The organism is Leisingera sp. JC1 (genome assembly GCF_001679925.1).
GTDB lineage: Bacteria > Pseudomonadota > Alphaproteobacteria > Rhodobacterales > Rhodobacteraceae > Leisingera.
On the sequence record NZ_LYUZ01000125.1, the window covers coordinates 113517 to 134592 of the forward strand.

Sequence of the window (21076 nt, forward strand, 5' to 3'; positions counted from 1 at the left end):
GAGAGCGAAGCTTCGAAGGTAATGCCCTTGCCCATGCCAGGATGAACGTCAGCAATTGATGGATTGGCTGGCAAGGCTCGCACTTGCAGCATCCAGCACCGCGTGCCCCATTCGCATGTCCGGTTCGGGCTGCGAGCGGTCCAGCGCGCTTGCAGCATCCAGGGTGGGTAGAGGTGGCGCCAAGCTCTCTAATCGGCCCTCAAAACCGGAACCCGACCCCGGCCAGCAGGCTGTGCGTCACCGCGTCATGGCGGAAGAAGTTGCCGGTGCCGCGGGTGCCTTCTTCATACTCCACCCCCAGCCCGCGGTAGAGCACATAGATGGACGCGTTCTTCCAGCGGTGATGCACCAGGCCGCCCATCAGAGACCAGCTTTCCTCCGACCCGGCGCCAAATCCGCCGATGTCCCCTTCCAGGGTAACGCTGAAGCTGTCCGACAGCCGCCGTTCCCAGCGTATGCCAACGACGGGATCAGTCCAGTCCGCCCCGCGCCGCAGGGCCGCCCCAGGCAAGGAGGCGGTCACATCCACATCCCAGTGGCGCAGGCCGCCGAAAACCTCAAACTGATCCGGCCCGCTCCCGAACCGGTAGGTCACCAGCGCCTCGGCCAGGTTCTGGTCATAGCGCACCCCGCCCGGCCCCACTGACGACAGCGCATTGGAATCGGCATCCAGCACCGCATAGCGCAGCCGGAAGCCGAAATTGCTGTAGTGGGTGCCCTCGAACTGCAGCATCCCGCCCGCCTGCAGCTGGTCGAACACATCGCCGGCGTCAATGGAAACATCGCCGCCGGTCCAGCCCAGCTCGGTCGTGCTGTCGATGGAAGGGGCAACCATGAACGGCGTCAGCTGCCACTGCCAGCTTTCCCCTGCCGCGGCGGCAACCGCCCCAGCCAGACCCGCGGCGGCCGCCAGACAGACCTGCGCGGCAGCGCGTAGGGGTGCAATCGGATCACGCATCGCTCCTCCCGGCGCACCAGTCCACCCGGCCCGGACGGCAAACAGCATCCGGTCCGCTGCAATCTGGCAGCCTTTACAAAAACATCGCGGGGGACTCACAATTTAGAGCGGGTGCAGCCCCAAATCAAATTTTCACATCAGCGTGAGGCACATTTCCCTAGCCCTGCCATGACCGCCGCCTCTGGACGCCGGGGCGCATATTCCCTATATAAACCGTCGGAAAATAGAACCGGGATCCTCATGACCAACCCTGCCGAACCGCTCGAAGGCGCCCCGCTGATCGCCCCCTCCTCCGTCAGCCACCCGCTGTACGAGGCCATCGTCGACGCCTGCCGCACCGTCTATGACCCGGAAATCCCGGTGAATATCTACGAGCTGGGCCTGATCTACACCATCGACATCAATGACGAGAACGACGTGAAGATCATCATGACGCTGACCGCACCGGGCTGCCCGGTGGCAGGCGAGATGCCAGGCTGGCTGATCGATGCTGTCTCGCCGGTCGACGGCGTCAAAAGCGTCGATGTCGAACTGACCTGGGAGCCGCCCTGGGGCATGGAGATGATGTCCGACGAGGCCCGCCTCGAACTGGGCTTCATGTAAGGGTCCAGGCCTGCGCGCCGCGCTGGTTGTCATGGGAATTTGATGCGCCCGTCATGCGGGCGCAATCCGGTTGTTACATACAGGCGCCACTCTCGGCGCAAATTTTGACCAACCGGAGAATTTTCAATGCGCTTTGCCCTGACTTCGGCAACCGCCCTGCTTGTGTCTACCGCCGTCTTTGCCGGCAATCCCCCGGTAGCGGCGGATACGGGCCTCAGCTACGGCCCCCGCCCCGCCTATCTGGTCTCCAAGCTGCCCGAGGGCGCACTGAAAGAGAAGCTGCAGTCCTGCCTGGGCCAGGCGCCGCAGCGCACGGGTTTCTCCATCGGCCACCGCGGCGCGCCGCTGATGTTCCCCGAACACACCGCCGAATCCAACATCGCCGCCGCGCAGATGGGCGCCGGCATCCTGGAATGCGACGTCACCTTCACCAAGGATCTGGAGCTGGTCTGCCGCCACGCCCAGAACGACCTGCACACCACCACCGACATCCTGACCTCGGATCTGGCGGAGACCTGCATCACCCCGTTCACTCCGGCGGACGGCGAAACGCCTGCTAGCGCCGAGTGCCGCACCTCCGACATCACCCTGGCAGAGTTCCGCACCCTGCAGCCCAAGATGGACAGCGCCGACAAGACAGCCCTCACTGCCGAGGCCTACCAGGGCGGCACCGCCAGCTGGCGCTCCACGCTGTTTGCCAGCGGCGCCACCAGCATGACCCACGCGGAATCGATCGCCCTGTTCAAATCGCTTGGCGCCAAGTTCACCCCGGAGCTGAAGAGCCCGGCGGTGGAGATGCCTTTCAACGGCTTCTCCCAGGCAGACTACGCGCAAAAGCTGATCGACGAGTACAAATCCGCCGGCATCCCCGCCTCCGACGTCTGGGCGCAAAGCTTCAACCTGGATGACGTTCTCTACTGGATCGAAAACGAACCGGAGTTCGGCAAGCAGGCGGTGTTCCTCGACGCCAGCTACGACCTCGAAGGCTTCGACCACAATAACCCGGCAACCTTCCCGCATGACTTTGCCGCGCTGCACGCCAAGGGCGTCAACTACATCGCCCCGCCGATGTGGATGCTGGTCACTGCTAAGAATGGCAAGATCGTCCCCTCGGCTTATGCCAAAGAAGCCAAGGCCGCCGGTCTCAAGCTGATCACCTGGACGCTGGAACGCTCCGGCCCGCTGGCCTCAGGCGGCGGCTGGTACTTCCAGTCCGTCTCCGATCTGACCACCGATGACAGCATGTATTACCAGCTGCTGGACGTGCTGGCCCGGGACGTGGGGGTTGAGGGCGTGTTCTCCGACTGGCCCGCCACCACCACCTTCTACGCGAACTGCATGGGGCTCTGACCACCGTCCCCCCCTATGACGGACCCCATCACCGGCCGCCTCCCTGCCCAGGAGGCGGCCTCTTTTAATTCTGCATGACAGGCATATGTTATTGCTTCCCTGTCGCATCCGGGGTTGAGCCGCCCCGGCAGCCATCCTAGATAACAGGGTAAGCGCAAGGAGACATACATGTTCGGCATTCCCGGCAAACAGGCGGTGACGATGACGCCCAAGGCTGCGGCCCAGATCGCCAAATTGATGGCCAAGGACGGACATGCCGGCCTGCGTATCGGCGTCAAGAAGGGCGGCTGCGCGGGCATGGAATACACCATGGAATATGTCGATCAGGCCGACCCCAATGACGAGGTGGTGGAACAGGACGGCGCCCGCATCCTGATCGCCCCGATGGCGCAGATGTTCCYGTTCGGAACCGAGATCGACTATGAGGTGACGCTCCTGGAAAGCGGCTTCAAGTTCAACAACCCCAACGTCGCTGAGGCCTGCGGCTGCGGCGAGTCGATCTCCTTCAAGGAAGCCCCCGGCACCTGATCCGGCACAAGCGGACAGAAACCACAGGGCGGGGCATTCCCCGCCCTTTTTGCTGTTCTGGCCCCTGCTGCCTTCCTGAAACTTCAAGCGAATTGCGCCGCCCCGCCACCGGTGCTACCAGTCACGCCCAAATGACAAGGATCGGAGGCACCCCCATGCGGCGGAAACTGGCAGCAGGCAATTGGAAGATGAACGGCACCGGCGGCAACCTCGCTGAACTGGCGGCGCTGGCCGAAAGCCATGGCGCCCCCGCCGCCGACATTCTGATCTGCCCGCCCGCCACACTTCTGTCGCGCGCCGCGGACACCGCCCGGGGCAGCGCCGTCGCCATCGGCGGCCAGGATTGCCACGCAAACGCCTCCGGCGCCCACACCGGCGATCTGTCGGCGGCAATGCTTAAGGACGCCGGCGCCTCCGCCGTGATCCTCGGCCACTCCGAACGCCGCGCCGACCACGGTGAAACGGACGCCCAGGTCTGCGCCAAGGCTGAGGCCGCCTTGGCCGAGGGCCTCACCGCGGTGATCTGCATCGGCGAAACCCTGGCGGAACGTGAGGCAGGCGACACGCTGAAAGTGGCCGGCACTCAGATGGCAGGCTCTGTCCCGGCCAATGCCACCGGCAAAAATACCGTGATCGCCTATGAACCGGTCTGGGCCATCGGCACCGGCAAGGTGCCGACCCTGGAACAGATTGCCGAAGTGCATGATTACCTGCGCGCTGAGCTCACCGCCCGTTTCGGGGCGGAAACCGCAGGCAGCATCCGCCTGCTCTACGGCGGCTCGGTCAAGCCTTCGAACGCGGGCGAAATCTTTGCTGTCTCCAACGTCGACGGCGCGCTGGTGGGCGGTGCAAGCCTCAAGGCCGCGGATTTCTCGCCGATCATCAGCGCTTTGGAAAACAGCTGACATTCCGCTGCGGCGCTGACCTCGGGATTGAGTATTTCCAGAAAGATGAAACTCTGGCAGTTTTCACCTTTGCCAAATACTCCGGGGTGAATTGGCCCGGAGGGACAAGAGGGGCAGCGCCCCTGCCCTGAAACGAAAAACGCCCCGGAACTCCGGGGCGTTTTCTTTTGCGAACCTGCCTAGTTCGTTATGATCTCCGGCCCCATCACCGCGTTTGGCAGCACTGTCGACAGCCACGGCACGTAGGTGATCATGATCAGGAACACGAACAAGACCGCCAGGAACGGCAGTGCGGCCCGCACGACGCCCATCATCGGCATCCCCGCCACGCCCGAGGTCACGAACAGGTTCAGGCCGACCGGCGGTGTGATCATGCCGATCTCCATGTTCACCACCATGATGATGCCCAGGTGGATCGGGTCGATGCCCAGCTCGATGGCAATCGGGAACACCAGCGGCGCCACGATCACCAGCAGGCCCGAGGGCTCCATGAACTGGCCGCCGATCAGCAGGATCACGTTGACCACCACCAGGAACATCACCGGGCCGAAACCGGCAGACAGCATCGCATTGGCGATATGCTGCGGCACCTGCTCATCCGTCAGCACATGCTTCAGGATCAGCGCATTGGCGATCACGAACAAGAGCGTCACGGTCAGTTTCCCTGCCTCAAACAGCGTGTGCTTGGTGTCGCTGTGGAAGAACGCCGTCACCAGCGCATAGGGCTTCTTCATGAGCGGAGTCTTGGCCTCGCCCTCGCCGTTCGACAGCGGCCCCATGTCCTTGTAGACAAAGGAGGCAATCAGGAAGGCATAGACCGCCGCCACCGCCGCCGCCTCGGTCGGAGTGAAGATGCCGCCATAGATGCCGCCCAGGATGATCACGATCAGGAACAGGCCCCAGCCGGCCTCGCGGCCAGAGGTGATGATCTCGCCCCAGCCCAGCCACTCGCCCTTCGGCAGGTTCTTGACCTTGGCCATCACATAGATGGTGACCATCAGGAACAGACCGGCCAGCAGGCCCGGGATGACGCCCGCCAGGAACATCCGCCCGACTGAGACCTCAACCGCGGCCGCATAGACCACCATCACGATCGACGGCGGGATCAGGATGCCCAGGGTGCCTGCGTTACAGATCACGCCCGCCGCAAACTCCTTGGTGTAGCCCACCTGCCGCATGCCCGCGATCACGATGGAGCCGATGGCCACCACGGTCGCCGGAGAGGAGCCGGACAGCGCGGCAAACAGCATACAGGCAAAGACGCCCGCAATCGCCAGACCGCCCGGCAAATGGCCGACGCAAGCGATGGAGAAACGGATGATCCGCCGCGCCACGCCGCCAGTGGTCATGAATGACGACGCCAGGATGAAGAACGGGATCGCCAGCAGGGTGAAATGCCCCTCAAAAGCTTCAAACAGCGTACCCGCGACAGAGGCCAGCGAACTGTCGGAGTAGATCAGCAGAAAGATGGTCGAGCTGAGGCCCAGCGACACCGCAATCGGCACCCCGATCAGCAAGAGGCCGATCACCATCGCAAAGAGGATTACCACTTCCATCAGTCATGCTCCCCGCGCTGCGCCTGCACTTCTGCAATTTCATCTTCAACTTCATGGCTGGCGACCAGCCGGTCAGCCTCGCCGCGGGCAATCTGGAACGCCGCCTGGATGAAGCGGAACACCAAGAGCAGCATCGACACCGGCAGCACGACGTAAGGCACAACCTTCGGCAGTTTTTCGTAGGAATCGCCGTAGTTGATCGCATCTTCCAGAAACTTGAACAGCCCCACCATCGGCACGTCCTGCACCTCATAGAAGCTCTGGCTGCGCGCCTTCATGTCCAGCCCGGTCGGGAACCAGCGGCCCGAGGTGGGCGGCAGGTCCGCAAACACCGCCCAATAGTCATAGGCGCCCTTCAGCAAGAGCAGCGAAAACACGATGCAGCAGCCTGCGGCAAACAGGCCAACCGCCTTGCGCGCGCCGGGCGACAGCATGTTGACGATGGCATCGACGCCCAGATGCGCGTGGGTCTTGACCGCGTAAGACGCACCCAGCAGCACCAGCCAGGCAAACAGGAACACGGTCAGCTCCAGCGCCCATAGAATGTTGGAATTGAACACGAAGCGCGCGATCACATTGGCAAAGGTAATCGCCGTCATCAGCCCCAGCAGAAGCGCGATAAGAGTTTCTTCGAGTGAATTGATAAGCCCGCTCGGGCCGGTTCTGGACCCCGCCATGGCTGCCTCCCAAGTTTTGCGGAAAGTAGGGGTGCAGGCGGCGGATCCCCGCGCCGCCTGCGGTCACGGGGCGCCCGCGCAGGGCACCCCGGAGGTGGCCCTTAGAGGCCGGTGTTGATGGCTTGCGCCGCGTCGATCTTCTCCTGGCCGACGTCGCCTGCGAATTTCTCCCACACAGGCTTCATCGCCTCGACCCAGGCCGCGCGCTGCTCAGGGGTCAGTTCGCGCACCACGCCGCCGGCGTCGATGATCGCCTGGCGTGCTTCGCCGTTCACCTTGGTCGACTCGGCGTTCCGCACCGCGGTCACCTCGTTCAGGATGGTCAGGAACTGGTCGCGCACTGCCGGATCCAGGCTGTCCAGCCAGTCCACGGAGGTCACCACCAGATAATCCAGCGCGCCGTGGTTGGTCTCGGTGATGCCGTCCTGCACCTCAAAGAACTTCTTGCCGTAGATGTTGGACCAGGTGTTTTCCTGACCGTCGACAACTCCCTGCTGCAGCGCGCCGTACACTTCGGAGAACGCCATTTTCTGCGGCGAGCCGCCGATCGCTTCCATCTGCGCCACCAGCACGTCAGAGGACTGCACGCGGAACTTCAGCCCGTTGGCGTCTTCCGGCGCCACCAGCGGCTTGTTGGCGGACATCTGCTTCATGCCGTTGTGCCAGTAGCCCAGCCCCTGCAGGCCGCGGCGCTGCATCGAGTTCAGCATCTCCTGGCCGGTCTCGGACGCCTGGAAGGCATCGACTGCCTCGATGTTCTTGAACATGAACGGCAGGTCGAACAGGCGGAACTGCTTGGTGAACTTCTCGAACTTCGACAGCGAGGGCGCGGCCAGCTGCACGTCGCCTTGCAGCATCGCTTCCAGCACCTTGTTGTCATTGTACAGGGTGGAGTTCGGATAGACCTCCATGCACATGGTGCCGTTCATTTCCTCGTTCACGCGCTTTTCCAGCAGCGCCGCAGCAATCCCCTTGGGGTGCTTGTCGGTGTTGGTGACGTGGCTGAACTTCACCACGATCTCGCCGTCGTCACAGGCGGCGCTTGCGGCGCCTGCGGAAACGGCCAGTGCCAATGCGGTGGCGGCAGTTGTAAGGAATTTCATGGTTTTTCCTCCCAGAAAAATCGTCTGTAAATCCGATGGTGCACTCAGCGCATGGCTGAGGCCTGGCAAAAGCATCCCAAGTTGCGGAAAACCGCTCAACAGTTGATTCGGGAATCACGGCGGCACGGGATTTTCCGCAATTTTGCATAGCCTTACGAGCCGGACCTAATGAACCCGCGGTGCGCCTGGAGAAAGCTGTGCGAAATCCCGCACAGGGCTTTCCGGGCTTTGTGCGGAAAACCGCACAAATGTTAGCGCCAGACAAATGATCCGGGAATCATAGCCTTCTTCTTCTTTGCAAAAATACTCCCGTCCCATTGCCGGTCAGGCGGCTATGGCTCCGCGAGGAGAGGCTCCCGGCCTCTCTCAATGCGCCCCGGCCCGGGGTGTTGCGTACCTACCGTACGCACCGCTTGCCGCTCCTTAACCCGGGCTTGCGATACTCTTTCCCGTCGCGACACCGGTGCGGACTGACACCCCGCACCACCAGGAGATCACAGGGCCCCCGAGACCACCTCTTCATTGGGTGCAGGGGCGTCCCGCACCGAAGGCTTCAGCGGACACGGGGGCTTGCGACCCCCGTCCTCCCTCCGCCCATGGCCCCAATGGGGCTTCCCGGCGGCGCCGCCTCCTTAACCACCCCGGCCTCAGCGCCGGACAGAACGACCCCCAAGGCTCCCAGGCCCGCCCCCTCAGCGGCGGAAATCCTCGGGCCGGATGCCATAGCGGGCCAGCTTGTCATAAAACGTCTTGCGCGGCAGCTTCAGAGCTTCGGCGGCCGCAGCCGCGCGCCCGTTGGCCCGGCCCAGCGCCGCAATCAGCAGCGACCGCTCCACCTGCGCCATCTGCTCTGCCAGCCCCAGCCCGGCCGCGGCGGCGGCCTCCTCCGGCATCCCCAGCACAAAGCGCATCGCCGCCGACATCAGCGACCGCGCATTGCCCGGCCAGTCCTGCGCCATCAGCGCCGCCAGATGCTCCTGGCTGATCTCCGGCGGCTCGATCCCCGCCTGCTCTGCCGCCTGCGCCACGTAATGGCGGAACAGCACCGGAATATCGCCCGGACGCTCCGCCAGCGACGGGATCCGCACCCGCATCACATCCAGCCGGTAAAACAGATCGGCACTGAACCCGCCCGCTTCTGCCTTGCCCGCCAGATCAGCGCTGGAACCCGCGATGATCCGCACCCCGCCGCCCTGCTCCAATTGCGCCAGCAGCGCATACTGCGCCGCCTCCGGCAGCGCCTGCACCTCATCCAGAAACAGCGAACCGCCCGCCGCCTCCTGGCACAGTTCCGCAACTGTCTCTGCCGCCAGCCCGGCGGCAGGGCGTTTCACAAACGGGCCTTGCGCGGCAGGCGACATCAAGTGGATAACCTCCGCCACCTTGGAAATGCCGCTGCCCGGCGCGCCTGTCACCAGCACCTCTGCCCCGGTCGGCGCCACCGCCCGCACCCGCTGGCGCATTTCCTTGGCCTGCGGCGAGGTCCCGAACAGCAGCCGCGCTGCCGGGTCGCCGGTCTCCAGCTGGTGCTTCAGCCGCCGGTTCTCCAGCACCAGCGCCCGGGTCTTCAGGGCGCGCTCCAAGACCGGCAGGAAGTCGGCGGGCGCGCAGGGTTTCTCAAGGAAATCAAACGCCCCCTGTGACATCGCCTTCACCGCCATCGGAATGTCGCCCTCGCCGGTCAGCAGCACCACCGGCAGCTCCTCGTCCATGCCGCGGGCATAGTCCAGCAGGTGAAACCCGTCCCGCCCCGGCATCCGGATATCCGACACGATAATGCCTTCAAACGCGGGGGTGATGTGATCCTTGGCCGCCACAAACGACCCGCAGACAACTACATCCAGATCGTTCAGTTCCAGCGTCTGCGCCAGCGCCTCGCGCACCGCCGCGTCGTCATCCACCAGCAGCACCTTGCAGGTCATGCGGCATCCCCCTTCTCTTCCGCTTCGCGCCACGGCTCCAGCTCCACCGTGAAAACCGCGCCGCCGCCGGTATTGGCACCGCGGATATTGCCGCCAAAGCTCTGCACCAGCCCATAGGAGATCGACAGCCCCAGCCCCATGCCCTCAGAGCTGCCCACCGCCTTGGTGGAATAGAACGGATCGAACATTTTCTCCGGCTCCTTGATGCCGGGGCCGCTGTCCTGCACCCGCACCTGCAGCCGCGGCCCGGTGTCGACAGAGATCGAGATCACCTTCTCCACCTGCCCCTGCATTGCATCCGAGGCATTGTTGATCAGGTTCACAAACACCTGCGTCAGCCGCACCTCGCCGCCCCAGGCATGGACCGGTCCGCCGCAGGCTGCCGCGTTCCAGCGCAGGTCAATCTGGTCGGCCTTCAGCCGCGGCGCAGTCAGCTCCACCGCGGTGCCGATCACCTGCACCAGGTCGACCTGCCCCATCGGCTCGCTCTCATTGCGGGCAAAGGCGCGCAGGTTCTTGATGATCCGCGCCATCCGCGCCGCCATGTCGGCAATCCGGCCCAGGTTTTCGCCGGTCCGCTCCGCCTTGCCGCGCTCCAGGAAGGCGGCGCCGTTCTCGGCATACTGCTGAATGGCCATCAGGGGCTGGTTCAGCTCATGGCTGATGCCTGCTGACATCTGACCGAGGGCCGACAGCTTGCCCGCCTGCACCAGCTCCTGCTGCGCCCGCTTCAGGGCCGCCTCGGCCTCCTCGCGCTCGCGCACCTCGCGGCGCAGCTGGGTGTTGGCAGCCGACAGGTCGCGGGTGCGCTGCTCAACCCGGCTCTCCAGCACCGCATTGGCCTCCGCCAGGGTGCGCCGCCGTTCCATCACGATGAACAGCATCGCCCCAAACGCCAGGCACACCGCCGCCACCGCCGCCGCCTGCAGCATCGCAATCCGCCGGGCCGGCGCCACATCCACCAGGATCTCGCCGGTCATGCCAATGAGCGGCAGGTCCACCGACAGATGCAGCGCCCGGGCCGGCAGATAGGGGCTGCCCCGCACGGTCCAGATCTCATGCTCGGAGTGGAAATCCCGGCCCGTCACACTTGGGGTCTGCCCCTCCGCGCCGCGGCGCCAGAACAGCAGCTCCGCCCGGTTGGAAATGAACACCTCACCGTTTTGGCTGCTGAAATACACCGCAGGCAGCGAGCCGCGCCAGGTCTGCTCCACGTCATTCACATCCGCCGCCACAACCAGCGCCCCGCGCACACCGCCAGGCCGGAACACCGGCGCGGCATAGAAATACGCCCGCCGCCCGTCCTTCTGCAGAACCGCATGGCCGGTGCCCATGGCCCCCTGCATGGCGCGGATGAAATAGGCCTGATCCGCCACGTCCGGCCCGGAAATCCCCTCCGCCGCCGCCAGCACCCGCCCGTCCGCGGCAGCAAAGAACACATCCAGCGCCGCGGTCTTGTCAGCGACCGCGCGCAGCAGCTTCGCCGCCTCGTCTTGCGCTGCAGGCGTCGAGAGGTCTGCCAGTCCCGGATGCTCCGCCGTCAGAACTGCCAGTTCCTGATAGACCTGCAGCTGGGTGCTGACCCGGTCCGAGGCCAGCGCCAGATCCGCCGCGCTGCGCTCTGCCAGGCTGGTCAATGCCTGACGGTAGCCATAGGACCAGACCGCAAGCGCCAAGGCCGCCACGGCCACAAGGAACCCGGCGGGCAGGCTCCAGCGAAGATAGTGCTGTGTTTTCATTGCGGCACGTTATCAAAGCGCCCCTTGCATTGACCAGACGCAACAGCAACAACCGGTATATGAAGACTTTAATCCAATCCCCCACCGATCCCGCCTTTGTGCAGGACCCCTATCCGTTCTACGCCGCCGCCCGGGCGGAGGGGCAGCTGCACCACTGGCAGGACTACGGCATGGTTGCCGCCTTCGGCCATTCCGCCGTGCACATGCTGCTGCGCGACCGCCGCTTCGGCCGCGAGGTGCCGGAAGAGCTGCGCAAGCCCGGCCCTGCCCATCTCGCCCCTTTCCTGGCGGTGGAAGCGCATTCAATTCTGGATGCCGAACCGCCCCGCCACACCCGCCTGCGCCGCCTGGTGCTGCACGCTTTCACCTCGCGCGGGATTGCGGCGCTGGAACCGGGGATCAGGGAACTGTGCCACCAGCTGGCCGGCAGTTTCCCGGACCAGCCCTTTGACCTCCTGGACACCTATTGCACCCAGGTGCCGGTGATCACCATCTGCCGCCTGCTGGGCGTGCCGGAGGAAATGGCGCCGCAACTGCTGGACTGGTCGCACAAGATGGTGGCGATGTACCAGGCGTCGCGCACCGAAGAAACCGAACACGCCGCGGCACAGGCCTCGCAGGAGTTCACGGAGTTCCTGCGCGGCTACATCGCCGAGCGCCGCAACGATCCCCGCGACGACCTCATCACCCGGCTGATCGCGGCGGAGGAGGAAGGCGATAAGCTGTCAACGGACGAGCTGATCGGCACCTGCATCCTGCTCTTGAACGCGGGCCATGAGGCCACCGTGCACTCATTGGGCAACGGCGTGAAGACCATGCTGCAGCAAGGCTGGCAGCCCGAATGGCTGGCACCGGATGGGATCGAAGGGCTGGTGGAGGAAATCCTGCGCTTTGATCCGCCGCTGCACATGTTTACCCGCTACGCCTACGAGGAGGCAGAAGTCTTCGGCCACACCTTCCAGCGCGGCGACCAGGTGGCCCTGCTGCTGGGCGCCGCCAACCGCGATCCTGCGGCGCTGGACGATGCAGGCAGCTTTGACCCGACCCGCCCGCCGAAGGTGAACAAGAGCTTTGGCGGGGGCCTGCATTTCTGCGTCGGCGCGCCGCTGGCCCGGCTGGAGATGCAGATCGCCCTGCCGGCCCTGTTCGAGCACTGCCCGGACCTGAAGCTGGCGGCGGAACCGGAATATTCAAACACCTACCACTTCCACGGCCTCACACGGCTGATGGTCACCCGCAGTTGAACACCGGGACACTCCCGCCCGCGCATCGGGGATCACAGATCCCCTTGCGCGGTTGGGCCAAGCGCCGCTGACGCGGCGCGGCGCCCCTCTTTCACCTTTGGCAAAATACTCCGGGGGTGAGGCGCCCCGGCGCCGCGGGGGCAGCGCCCCCTCCCGCCCTCCTGCCCTCCTGCCGCGCCCGGCCCGGATGTCACTCCGGCAAGGCTGGCAGGGCCGCCATGCCGGGACTGTTCATCAGCCACTCCCGGAAGGCGGCCACCTTGGGGTCGTTCCATTTCTGCCGTTCGCCGATCAGCGCATAAGATCCTTGCGGGGTGGCGCAGGCCATTTCCGGGAAGGGCAGCACCAGATCCCCCCTTTCCAGTTCATCGCGGCACAGGACCAGGTCAGCCATCACCACGCCGGTCCCGATCACTGCTGCGCGGGTGGCCATGTCGAGGTTCGGGAAGACTTCGCCGCTGTCCGGGTCCACCCCCTCCACCCCGAAGTGTTCCAGCCAGGTGTGCCAGTCCTCGCGGCGCGGGGTTTCGTGCAGCAGCCTCAGACCCGCCAGCGCCGCAGGACCGTCCGCAAGCGCAGGCAGCAGCGACGGCGCGCAGGCCGGCGAGAGGATCATGCCGAACAGCGGCATGACCTCGATATCCGCAGGCCGTCCCGGAATGTTTTCCAGCGAAATGCCAAGATCGTACTCCGACCGTTCAAACCCCTTGCTGCCATAGAAGTCGGTGGCCAGCCGCAGGGTGATCTCCGGATGCGCCAGGCGGAACTGCTCCAGCTGCGGCAGCAGCCAGCGCAGCGACAGGGTCGGCGGGCAGATCACCCGCAGCTCGGAGGCATCCGCCGCGATCCGCTCCACCTCGTGCAGCATCTTCGCAAAGGCCTCTGTCAGCACCGGATAAAGCCGCCGCCCTGCCTCCGTCAGCGCCACCCCGCGGGCATTGCGGTGAAACAGCTGCACGCCGATGTGGTCCTCCAGGATCTTCACCTGGCGGCTGATGGCACCGCGGGTCACGAACAGTTCCTCCGCCGCAGCAATGAAGCCTTCGTGGCGGGCGGCGGCCTCAAAGGCGCGTAACGAATTGAGGGGCGGCAGGCGCATCATGTCACCATGGGTCAGTTTTCCTGATCCATGGTGGAGATTAACTGGTTTGCGCGCAAGCCCCCTCCGCCCCTATTCCTCAGAGGCCAGAACGGAGGAATAGCCATGACTTCATATTGTGAACAAGCAGACGCCCGGCAGCACGGTTTTTTGACCCGCAGCCTGCTTGGCTGGATTGCAGGCCTGAAGCGGCTGACGAAAGCTGAGCCTTGCGCAGCGGCATTCCCGGAGTCGGTGCAGGTGCCGCTGCACGAGTTGGAGCGGCTGACGGAAACATCTCCGCATCTGCTGGCCGATATTGGCGTAGTGCCGCAGGCATCCGCCGAAGACACGTCGCCCTGGCGGCTGCAGGACGGGCGCCACCTGCTGCTCCGCCCGCCTCTGTGACTATCAGCTGCGGCCTGCCACCCGCCGCCGCGCGCGCCCTCAGCTGCCCAGCGGCAGCATGGTGGTGGACTTGATCTCTTCCATCGACAGAAGCGCGGTCACATTGTGCACTTTCACCTCTGAGATCAGCGCCTGATAGAACACGTCGTAGGCACGGGCGTTCTGCACCCGCACCTTCAATATATAGTCGATGTCGCCCGCCAGCCGGTGGGCCTCCTGCACCTCGGGGCGCTCCTGCAGCGCCTTCAGGAACTTGGCCTGCCATTCCGCCTCATGCTCCGAGGTGCGGATGAGGACAAAGAAACAGGCCTCAAACCCCAGGGAATCCGCATCCAGCAGCACTGTCTGCTGGCCGATCACCCCGGCCTCCTTCAGCTTGCGGATGCGATTCCACACCGGGGTCTTGGAAGACCCCACCCGGCGGGCTATTTCATCCAGCGACTGGCTGGCGTCGCGCTGCAGTTCAGCCAGAATTTTCCGGTCCGTGCCGTCGATCCGCACCGTCATTCCTGTTTTCTCCTTTTGTGAGGACCAATCGGCCCGATGTCCCGCCGCGGCAAAACCAATGTTCTTATTTATCCGCCCATATAGCGCAATACCGGGAATATTTCCTATATCTACCCTCAAGTCAAACACACTCAGAGGGTACAGGAATGTCCGCACCATCGACACATGCTGCCAATGCCGCCGCTCCCGCCCGTGGCAGCATGGACTGTATGGTTGCAGGCCAGGTGTGCTTTGCGGGCTCCGGCCCCGGCGATGCAGAGCTTCTGACCCTGAAAGCGCTGCGCGCGCTGCAAGCCGCTGATGTTATCCTGCACGACCGCCTGGTCAGCGATGAAATCCTCGCGCTGGCCGGCCCGCAGGCTGTGCTGGAAGACGCCGGCAAGGAAGGTTTCGGCGCTCAGGTCTCCCAGGCCGACATCAACGCCCGTCTGGTCGAGCTGGCCAAGCAGGGCAAGAAGGTGCTGCGCCTCAAGGGCGGCGACCCGGCGATCTTTGCCCGTCTGGATGAAGAGCTGACCGCCTGCGAGGAAGCGGGCATCGCCTACAGCATCATTCCCGGCATCACCGCCGCCTCCGCTGCCGTGGCCGCCATCGGCCAGAGCCTGACGCAGCGCGGCCGCAATACTTCGGTCCGGTTCCTGACCGGCCATGCGATGACCGGCTTTGCCGATCACGACTGGGCCGCGCTGGCGCGCCCGGGCGAGGTTGCCGCGGTTTACATGGGCAAGAAATCCGCCCGCTTCGTGCAGGGCCGACTGATCATGCATGGCGCCGACCGCGCAACGCCGGTGACCATCATCGAAAACGCCTCGCGCCCCGGTCAGCGGGTGCTGGAAACCACACTGGACCGCCTGCCTGCCGACCTTGGCGCGGCTGGTTTCGGCGGCCCTGCCCTCACATTCCTGGGACTTGCCCCGCGCCAGGCGGCGGCAGCCCTGAACGATCTCAAAACGGAGCTTGCATAATGGCCCGCGCCTTTACGCCCAAAGTCATCACCGCCAACGACCTGCTCGAAGGCGACGTGATCTATTTCACCGCCGAAGACACCTGGACCCGCGAGCTGTCGGAAGCTGAGCTGATCACCGACGAGGCAGACGCCCAGCTGCGCCTGCTGGAAGCGGAAAAGCAGAACATCCGCATCGTCGGCGCCTATCTGGCCGATGCCAAGGCAGGCCCGAACGGCCCCGAGCCGACCCACTTCCGCGAGGAATTCCGCCGCACCGGACCCTCGAACTACTTCCACGGCAAACAGGAGGCCGAAGCCAATGTATAAGTACAATGAATTCGACGAAGCCTTCCTGGCGGAACGCAACGCCCAGTTCCGCGCCCAAGTCGAGCGCCGCATCGACGGCTCCCTCACCGAGGATGAGTTCAAGCCGCTGCGCCTGATGAACGGCGTCTACCTGCAGCTGCACGCCTATATGCTGCGGGTTGCGATCCCCTATGGCACCCTGAACCCGAACCAGATGCGCACCCTGGCGCTGCTGGGTGAGAAGTGGGACAAGGGTTACGGCCATTTCACCACCCGCCAGAACATCCAGTACAACTGGCCGAAACTGCGCGACCTGCCGGACATGCTGGACGCGCTGGGTGAAGCCGGCCTGCACGCCATCCAGACCTCGGGCAACACCATCCGCAACACCACCGCCGACCATTTCGCCGGTGCCGCCGCGGATGAACTGACCGACCCCCGCCCCTATGCCGAGCTGATCCGCCAGTGGTCCACCGACCACCCGGAATTCCAGTTCCTGGGCCGCAAGTTCAAGATCGCCATCACCGGCAGCAGCGCCGACCGCGCTGTGATCAAGGCGCATGACGTGGGCCTGCAGGTGGTGGAGCAGGACGGCAAGACCGGCTTCAAGGTCGTCGTCGGCGGCGGCCTGGGCCGCACCCCGATGATCGGCCAGGTGCTGCGCGAGTTCCTGCCGCAGGCGGACCTGCTGCCCTATCTGGAGTCGGTTCTGACCGTCTACAACGTGCTGGGCCGCCGCGACAACAAGTACAAGGCGCGCATCAAGATCACCGTCTCCGAGAACGGCATCGACACCTACCGCGCAATGACCGAGGAAGCCTTCATGGCGATCCGCGGCCAGTACGACGGAACCGACCAGCAGCTGCTGGAAGAGATCAAGACGCATTTCCAGGCGCCGGAGTTCCGCTCCGCCCCGACCGATGCGTTCGATGCAGCCTATGCAAACGACCCGGTGTTCCGCGCCTGGGCCGACACCAACCTGCACGCGCACCGTGCCGAGGGCCACGCCATCGCCACCATCTCGATCAAGGCGCATGGGGCAACCCCGGGCGACGCGACGGCGGAGCAGATGCGGGTGATGGCCGACCTGGCCGAGCAGTACGGCTATGGCGAACTGCGCATCAGCCACCAGCAGAACGTGATCCTGCCGCATGTCCACAAGAACGACCTGCCGGCCATCCACGCCACGCTGAAGGCGCACGGCCTGGCCACCGCCAACATCGGCTTGATCTCGGACATCATCGCCTGCCCGGGCATGGATTACTGCGCGCTGGCAACCGCCCGCTCGATCCCGGTGGCGCAAGAGATTGCAACCCGCTTTGACGAACTGAAGATGGAGCACGACATCGGCCATCTGCAGATCAAGATCTCGGGCTGCATCAACGCCTGCGGCCACCACCATGTTGCCCATATCGGCATCCTGGGCCTGGACCGCGCGGGCGTCGAGAACTACCAGATCACCCTGGGCGGCGACGCCACCGAGACGGCTGCCATCGGCACCCGCACCGGCCCCGGCTTTGCCTATGACGAGATTGTTCCCGCCGTGGAGCGCATCGTCGAGGTCTACATGGCCCAGCGTGAAAGCGCGGAGGAAACCTTCCTCGAAACCTACCGCCGGATCGGCATGGAGCCGTTCAAGGCAGCACTGTATCCCGAGGCTCAGAAAAAGGTCGCCTGATCTGATGTTCCAACCAGCCGGAAATAGGCCCGCCGGAGAAGCAGAGCTTCTCCGGGACCGGGAGCTGGCCGCCAAGGCGGAAGCGTTGAATGCGCGCTACCGCCACCATTCGGCCACCTCGGTGATGGAGGGCGCGTTGCGGGACGCAGGGCACATCGCCCTGGTCTCCTCTTTCGGCGCGGAATCCGTGGTGCTCTTGCATATGGCCGCGATCATCGACCCGATGACGCCGGTTGTGTTTGTGGACACCGAACTGCTGTTCACCGAAACGCTGATCTATCAGCAGGAAGTGAGCGAGCGGCTGGGCCTGCGCAATGTGCGCATCATCCGCGCCGACGACATCGCCGAGAAGGACCCCTACGGGGCCCTCAAGTTCAGCGACAAGGACGCCTGCTGCACGCTGCGCAAGACCGTGCCGCTGCAAAAGGCGCTGGCGGACTACGACGGCTGGATCACCGGCCGCAAGCGGTTCCAGTCCGGCACCCGTGCGGCGCTGGAGTTCTTCGAGGTCGAAGAGGGCACCGGGCGGCTCAAGATCAACCCGCTGGCCCACTGGGCGCCCGAGGACGTGCGCGCCTATATGGATGAAAACCGCCTGCCCCGCCATCCGCTGGTGGCCAAGGGCTATCCCTCGATCGGCTGCGCGCCCTGCACCAGCCCGGTCAAGGAAGGCGAAGACCCGCGCGCCGGCCGGTGGCGCGGCGAGAACAAAGAAGAATGCGGCATCCACGTTGTGGACGGCCAAATGGTACGCACAGGAGCGTGAGTGAGATGACTTTTATCGTGACTGACACCGGCTTTGCCGCCGACGACTGGACCGCCGGCTTTGAGGGCAGCAACGTGCTGGAGCTGGCCTCGGACGCCAATCTGAACGGCGTGGCGCTGGACGGCGTGGAGCTGGTGCGGGTGAACTTTCCCAGCTTTGCCGACGGCCGCGGCTTCACCCTGGCCCGGCAGCTGCGGCTGAAGGGCTACCAGGGCCGCCTGCGCGCCTTCGGCCATGTGATTGCCGACCAGTACGCCATGGCCCGCCGCTCCGGCTTTGACGAGGTGGAGCTGAGCGATGAGCTGGCCGCCCGCCAGCCCGAGGACCAGTGGCTGGCCCGCGCCAACTGGAAAGACCACAGCTATCAGGCCCGCCTGCGCGGCAGCACCGCTGCCCGCTAAGCCAGCCCCTTAACCCGGGACACTCCCTGAAACCGGCTCCGTTGCGTCAGACGCGGGGCCGGTTTCGCAAAACAGGGGGTTTTCCTGACATGTATCAAAGACTAATCAGAGGTGCCGGTTACTCCTCCGGCAGTGGAACCGATGAATGAGATGACACCCGTGACCGACACTGCAACCGACCCGAAACCGGCCAAAGCCGTGCCGGCCCTGCCCGATGCGCAGACCGTGACCCAGGTGAAACACTGGACCGACCGGCTGTTCTCCTTCCGCTGCACCCGTCCGGCATCGCTGCGGTTCCGCTCCGGCGAGTTCGTGATGATCGGCCTGATGAATGACCCGGACCCGAAGACCGGCAAGCAAAAGCCGCTGCTACGCGCCTATTCCATCGCCTCCCCCAGCTGGGACGAGGAAATGGAGTTCTACTCGATCAAGGTGCAGGACGGCCCGCTGACCTCCAAGCTGCAGCACATCAAGGAAGGCGACGAGATCATCCTGCGCCCCAAGCCCGTCGGCACCCTGGTGCATGACGCGCTGGTTCCGGGCAAGCGGATCTGGTTCTTTGCGACCGGCACCGGCTTTGCCCCCTTCGCCTCACTGCTGCGCGAGCCGGAAACCTATGAGAAATTCGACGAGGTGATCATCACCCACACCTGCCGCGAAGCAGGCGAGCTGACCTATGGCCGCGAGCTGATCGAAAGCCTGAAAGACGACGAGTTGCTGAACGAGGTGATCGGCGAGGGCTTCTGGAAGAAGATCAAGTATTACCCGACCACCACCCGCGAAGAGAGCCCCAAGATGGGCCGCATCACCGACCTGATGCGTTCCGGCGAGGCGTTTGCCGATCTCGGCGTGCCACCGCTGAACCCGGAAAGCGACCGGGCGATGATCTGCGGCAACCTGGCCTTCAACCTGGAGCTCAAGGACCTGTTCGAGAACACCTATGGGCTGGAAGAAGGCGCCAACTCGAAACCTGCGCATTTCGTGGTGGAAAAGGCGTTCCTGGACTGATCCCGGGCCAGGCCGCCCCTGATGGCGGCCTCATTTTTGACACTGTATTGACGGGAGGCTGCCGCCTCCCGTTTATCTTTTGTTGGTGATGAATCGGTAATTCTGCTGCTGAGATCCAGAATGGAGCAACAGCAGATGCACAACGAAACGGCCCCCGGGCAGGCGCCCGTCTTTCAGTCCGTCAGAACCGAAGCAGGCAAGGCCCGCGTCCGCGCCGCGCTGTCCGGCTTCCAGAACCGCCCCGACCCGGTGCAGCCGCCGCTGCAGGACAGGATTGCCGCCATCAAGGCCCGCTTCGACCTGCGCGCCATGACACCGCAGGACATCGACCAGATGTTCGACGCGCTGGTGCAGGAAGGCCAGCCGATGACCGCACCGATGCTGCTGCTGAATTCGATGGGCGAACGCTTCCGCAGCCATCTGGCCGGCCTCACCGGCAAGGAGTATGACGGCGGCAAGGCCCTGGACCTGATCGCGGTGGCGCAGCTGCAAATCCAGCGCGCCCGCAAACAGGGCGGCGCCAGCGGCGGCTGGGAGAGCTTCCTGGCGTTCCTGGTGCCGCAATCGCCCTCTGAGCAACCCGCAGCCCAGGCGCCGCTGGAGCACATGGCGCGCCTCGCCCAGCAGGCCCAAGCGCAGGTGCACGTGCGGCCGAACTGACCCGCAATTCCAGCGCAGAACTGTGCTGGAATGGAAAAGGCGGCCGGGATGTCCCTGCCGCCTCTCCTTTTTTTTGCATCTGCAGCGCGGTGAATCACTCGCTGGCGGTTGCAGCCTCTTCAGCGGTGCCGGTTGCGGCGGTGCCGGACTGGTTCAGCAATTCCTCAGCGGTGGAGGTTGCGCTGTCCAGCGCGTCGGTGGCGGCGTCCTGGGTGGCATCAGCCGCGCCAGCCGCTGCATCCGCAGCGCTGTCTGCCGCCTCTGTGGCGGTGTCGACCGCGCTGTCAGCCGCAGTAGCCGCTGCATCTGCCGCAGTGCCGGTGGTGTCCCCGGCCGCGTCGGCAGCGCTGTCAAGCGCGTCGCCCACGGTCTCGGTGACCGCAGTTGCGGCCTCGTTCACCGCATCCTGTGCGGCCTCGACAGCTGCGCCTGCGGCTTCGGCGCCCGCCTCAACCGCATCATCCAAGGCCTCAGCAGCCTCCTGGGCCGCCTCTTCCGCCGCTGCAGCCGGCTCTTCCGACGTTACCGGCCCGGTGCTGCTCTGCTCTTCCTGCACCGCCGGCGCCTCAGCCGGGACCGGCTCCTGCGCGTCCTGGCGGCTGACCACCAGATAGGCCCCAACGGCCGCGGCGCCCAGCGCCAGCACGATCAACAACTGTTTCATGGTCTCTCTCCTCACTCCTGCCGGCCCGCCCGGGCCGGGGCCGCAGCTGGTGCGGCATCTGCCTGCCAG

At 64.9% G+C, this 21076-nt stretch carries 22 protein-coding genes; 13 read left to right on the forward strand and 9 right to left on the reverse strand.

Translation table 11 applies throughout. The annotated features are described in order from the left end of the window. Positions 1-199: 199 nt before the first annotated feature. A complete protein-coding gene (locus A9D60_RS20795) occupies positions 200-958 on the reverse strand; it encodes a hypothetical protein (RefSeq protein ID WP_065269357.1) in 759 nt (252 codons plus the stop codon). A gap of 240 nt (positions 959-1198) precedes the next feature. On the opposite strand from A9D60_RS20795, the gene A9D60_RS20800 reads away from it, so the two are divergent. The 4 genes from A9D60_RS20800 (at position 1199) to tpiA (ending at position 4344) form a co-directional block, all read left to right on the forward strand. Further along, positions 1199-1561, forward strand: a complete 363-nt coding sequence (locus tag A9D60_RS20800) for an SUF system Fe-S cluster assembly protein (RefSeq protein ID WP_039178951.1) — start codon at positions 1199-1201, stop codon at positions 1559-1561. 126 nt (positions 1562-1687) lie between these two features. After that, positions 1688-2911 (forward strand): glycerophosphodiester phosphodiesterase family protein, encoded by a 1224-nt coding sequence (locus A9D60_RS20805; RefSeq protein WP_083194288.1) that lies wholly within the window; start codon positions 1688-1690, stop codon positions 2909-2911. Positions 2912-3079: 168 nt separating this feature from the next. Continuing rightward, a complete protein-coding gene (locus A9D60_RS20810) occupies positions 3080-3439 on the forward strand; it encodes a HesB/IscA family protein (protein ID WP_065269358.1) in 360 nt (119 codons plus the stop codon). Positions 3440-3594: 155 nt separating this feature from the next. Then, on the forward strand, positions 3595-4344 hold the full coding sequence (gene tpiA / locus A9D60_RS20815) for a triose-phosphate isomerase (protein ID WP_065269359.1): 750 nt from the start codon (positions 3595-3597) through the stop codon (positions 4342-4344). Between the two features lie 179 nt (positions 4345-4523). Here the strand turns inward: tpiA and A9D60_RS20820 are convergent, their stop codons facing one another. The 5 genes from A9D60_RS20820 to A9D60_RS20840 all read right to left on the reverse strand — a co-directional run bounded on the left by A9D60_RS20820 (position 4524) and on the right by A9D60_RS20840 (position 11341). Then, the gene (locus A9D60_RS20820) at positions 4524-5900 is read right to left on the reverse strand and encodes a TRAP transporter large permease (RefSeq protein WP_065269360.1); all 1377 of its coding nucleotides are present in this window, start codon (positions 5898-5900) and stop codon (positions 4524-4526) included. After that, positions 5900-6577: a TRAP transporter small permease gene (locus A9D60_RS20825; protein ID WP_065269361.1), complete on the reverse strand. Its 678-nt coding sequence runs from the start codon at positions 6575-6577 to the stop codon at positions 5900-5902. The genes A9D60_RS20820 and A9D60_RS20825 overlap by 1 nt, the downstream gene beginning before the upstream one ends. A gap of 101 nt (positions 6578-6678) precedes the next feature. Beyond that, positions 6679-7680, reverse strand: coding sequence for a DctP family TRAP transporter solute-binding subunit (locus A9D60_RS20830; RefSeq protein ID WP_065269362.1), 1002 nt, complete (start codon positions 7678-7680; stop codon positions 6679-6681). 692 nt (positions 7681-8372) lie between these two features. Further along, positions 8373-9602 (reverse strand): sigma-54-dependent transcriptional regulator, encoded by a 1230-nt coding sequence (locus A9D60_RS20835; protein WP_065269363.1) that lies wholly within the window; start codon positions 9600-9602, stop codon positions 8373-8375. Then, positions 9599-11341 (reverse strand): sensor histidine kinase, encoded by a 1743-nt coding sequence (locus A9D60_RS20840; RefSeq protein ID WP_065269364.1) that lies wholly within the window; start codon positions 11339-11341, stop codon positions 9599-9601. Before A9D60_RS20840 ends, A9D60_RS20835 begins: the two co-directional genes overlap by 4 nt. 59 nt (positions 11342-11400) lie before the next feature. Here A9D60_RS20840 and A9D60_RS20845 point away from each other — a divergent pair, with 59 nt between their 5' ends. Beyond that, complete coding sequence (locus A9D60_RS20845) at positions 11401-12585, forward strand: cytochrome P450 (protein ID WP_065269365.1); 1185 nt, start codon at positions 11401-11403, stop codon at positions 12583-12585. A gap of 190 nt (positions 12586-12775) precedes the next feature. On the opposite strand, the gene A9D60_RS20850 is transcribed toward A9D60_RS20845, so the two are convergent. Further along, entirely contained in the window at positions 12776-13684 is a 909-nt protein-coding gene (locus A9D60_RS20850; protein WP_065269438.1) for a LysR substrate-binding domain-containing protein, read from the reverse strand. 105 nt (positions 13685-13789) lie between these two features. On the opposite strand from A9D60_RS20850, the gene A9D60_RS20855 reads away from it, so the two are divergent. Then, complete coding sequence (locus tag A9D60_RS20855) at positions 13790-14071, forward strand: hypothetical protein (RefSeq protein WP_065269366.1); 282 nt, start codon at positions 13790-13792, stop codon at positions 14069-14071. Between the two features lie 39 nt (positions 14072-14110). Here the strand turns inward: A9D60_RS20855 and A9D60_RS20860 are convergent, their stop codons facing one another. Beyond that, complete coding sequence (locus A9D60_RS20860) at positions 14111-14578, reverse strand: Lrp/AsnC family transcriptional regulator (RefSeq protein ID WP_019295909.1); 468 nt, start codon at positions 14576-14578, stop codon at positions 14111-14113. A 209-nt stretch (positions 14579-14787) separates the two neighbouring features. Here A9D60_RS20860 and cobA point away from each other — a divergent pair, with 209 nt between their 5' ends. From cobA to A9D60_RS20895, 7 genes are all read left to right on the forward strand, one after another. Next, positions 14788-15543: a uroporphyrinogen-III C-methyltransferase gene (gene cobA, locus A9D60_RS20865; RefSeq protein WP_083194289.1), complete on the forward strand. Its 756-nt coding sequence runs from the start codon at positions 14788-14790 to the stop codon at positions 15541-15543. Further along, complete coding sequence (locus A9D60_RS20870) at positions 15543-15851, forward strand: DUF2849 domain-containing protein (protein WP_065269368.1); 309 nt, start codon at positions 15543-15545, stop codon at positions 15849-15851. The genes cobA and A9D60_RS20870 overlap by 1 nt, the downstream gene beginning before the upstream one ends. Continuing rightward, positions 15844-17508: a nitrite/sulfite reductase gene (locus tag A9D60_RS20875; RefSeq protein WP_065269369.1), complete on the forward strand. Its 1665-nt coding sequence runs from the start codon at positions 15844-15846 to the stop codon at positions 17506-17508. The genes A9D60_RS20870 and A9D60_RS20875 overlap by 8 nt, the downstream gene beginning before the upstream one ends. Positions 17509-17512: 4 nt before the next feature. Continuing rightward, entirely contained in the window at positions 17513-18274 is a 762-nt protein-coding gene (locus A9D60_RS20880) for a phosphoadenylyl-sulfate reductase (RefSeq protein WP_065269370.1), read from the forward strand. A gap of 5 nt (positions 18275-18279) precedes the next feature. Next, complete coding sequence (locus A9D60_RS20885; RefSeq protein ID WP_065269371.1) at positions 18280-18675, forward strand: DUF934 domain-containing protein; 396 nt, start codon at positions 18280-18282, stop codon at positions 18673-18675. Positions 18676-18816: 141 nt separating this feature from the next. Further along, positions 18817-19683, forward strand: coding sequence for a ferredoxin--NADP reductase (locus tag A9D60_RS20890; RefSeq protein ID WP_065269372.1), 867 nt, complete (start codon positions 18817-18819; stop codon positions 19681-19683). Positions 19684-19818: 135 nt separating this feature from the next. Then, the gene (locus A9D60_RS20895; protein WP_254656755.1) at positions 19819-20343 is read left to right on the forward strand and encodes a hypothetical protein; all 525 of its coding nucleotides are present in this window, start codon (positions 19819-19821) and stop codon (positions 20341-20343) included. Positions 20344-20437: 94 nt separating this feature from the next. On the opposite strand, the gene A9D60_RS20900 is transcribed toward A9D60_RS20895, so the two are convergent. Then, the gene (locus A9D60_RS20900) at positions 20438-21007 is read right to left on the reverse strand and encodes a hypothetical protein (protein WP_065269374.1); all 570 of its coding nucleotides are present in this window, start codon (positions 21005-21007) and stop codon (positions 20438-20440) included. Between the last annotated feature and the right edge of the window lie 69 nt (positions 21008-21076).

Excerpts from the sequence above, each read along its gene's own strand:
- A9D60_RS20845 (WP_065269365.1), top strand. The coding sequence starts at position 11,401 with ATGAAGACTTTAATCCAATCCCCCACCGATCCCGCCTTTGTGCAGGAC.
- A9D60_RS20825 (WP_065269361.1), bottom strand. The coding sequence starts at position 6,577 with ATGGCGGGGTCCAGAACCGGCCCGAGCGGGCTTATCAATTCACTCGAA.
- A9D60_RS20830 (WP_065269362.1), bottom strand. The coding sequence starts at position 7,680 with ATGAAATTCCTTACAACTGCCGCCACCGCATTGGCACTGGCCGTTTCC.
- A9D60_RS20885 (WP_065269371.1), top strand. The coding sequence starts at position 18,280 with ATGACTTTTATCGTGACTGACACCGGCTTTGCCGCCGACGACTGGACC.
- A9D60_RS20890 (WP_065269372.1), top strand. The coding sequence starts at position 18,817 with ATGAATGAGATGACACCCGTGACCGACACTGCAACCGACCCGAAACCG.
- A9D60_RS20870 (WP_065269368.1), top strand. The coding sequence starts at position 15,543 with ATGGCCCGCGCCTTTACGCCCAAAGTCATCACCGCCAACGACCTGCTC.
- A9D60_RS20800 (WP_039178951.1), top strand. The coding sequence starts at position 1,199 with ATGACCAACCCTGCCGAACCGCTCGAAGGCGCCCCGCTGATCGCCCCC.
- A9D60_RS20840 (WP_065269364.1), bottom strand. The coding sequence starts at position 11,341 with ATGAAAACACAGCACTATCTTCGCTGGAGCCTGCCCGCCGGGTTCCTT.
- cobA (WP_083194289.1), top strand. The coding sequence starts at position 14,788 with ATGGTTGCAGGCCAGGTGTGCTTTGCGGGCTCCGGCCCCGGCGATGCA.
- A9D60_RS20855 (WP_065269366.1), top strand. The coding sequence starts at position 13,790 with ATGACTTCATATTGTGAACAAGCAGACGCCCGGCAGCACGGTTTTTTG.
- A9D60_RS20795 (WP_065269357.1), bottom strand. The coding sequence starts at position 958 with ATGCGTGATCCGATTGCACCCCTACGCGCTGCCGCGCAGGTCTGTCTG.
- A9D60_RS20805 (WP_083194288.1), top strand. The coding sequence starts at position 1,688 with ATGCGCTTTGCCCTGACTTCGGCAACCGCCCTGCTTGTGTCTACCGCC.
- A9D60_RS20895 (WP_254656755.1), top strand. The coding sequence starts at position 19,819 with ATGCACAACGAAACGGCCCCCGGGCAGGCGCCCGTCTTTCAGTCCGTC.
- A9D60_RS20860 (WP_019295909.1), bottom strand. The coding sequence starts at position 14,578 with ATGACGGTGCGGATCGACGGCACGGACCGGAAAATTCTGGCTGAACTG.
- A9D60_RS20850 (WP_065269438.1), bottom strand. The coding sequence starts at position 13,684 with ATGCGCCTGCCGCCCCTCAATTCGTTACGCGCCTTTGAGGCCGCCGCC.
- A9D60_RS20835 (WP_065269363.1), bottom strand. The coding sequence starts at position 9,602 with ATGACCTGCAAGGTGCTGCTGGTGGATGACGACGCGGCGGTGCGCGAG.
- A9D60_RS20875 (WP_065269369.1), top strand. The coding sequence starts at position 15,844 with ATGTATAAGTACAATGAATTCGACGAAGCCTTCCTGGCGGAACGCAAC.
- A9D60_RS20880 (WP_065269370.1), top strand. The coding sequence starts at position 17,513 with ATGTTCCAACCAGCCGGAAATAGGCCCGCCGGAGAAGCAGAGCTTCTC.
- A9D60_RS20820 (WP_065269360.1), bottom strand. The coding sequence starts at position 5,900 with ATGGAAGTGGTAATCCTCTTTGCGATGGTGATCGGCCTCTTGCTGATC.
- A9D60_RS20900 (WP_065269374.1), bottom strand. The coding sequence starts at position 21,007 with ATGAAACAGTTGTTGATCGTGCTGGCGCTGGGCGCCGCGGCCGTTGGG.
- tpiA (WP_065269359.1), top strand. The coding sequence starts at position 3,595 with ATGCGGCGGAAACTGGCAGCAGGCAATTGGAAGATGAACGGCACCGGC.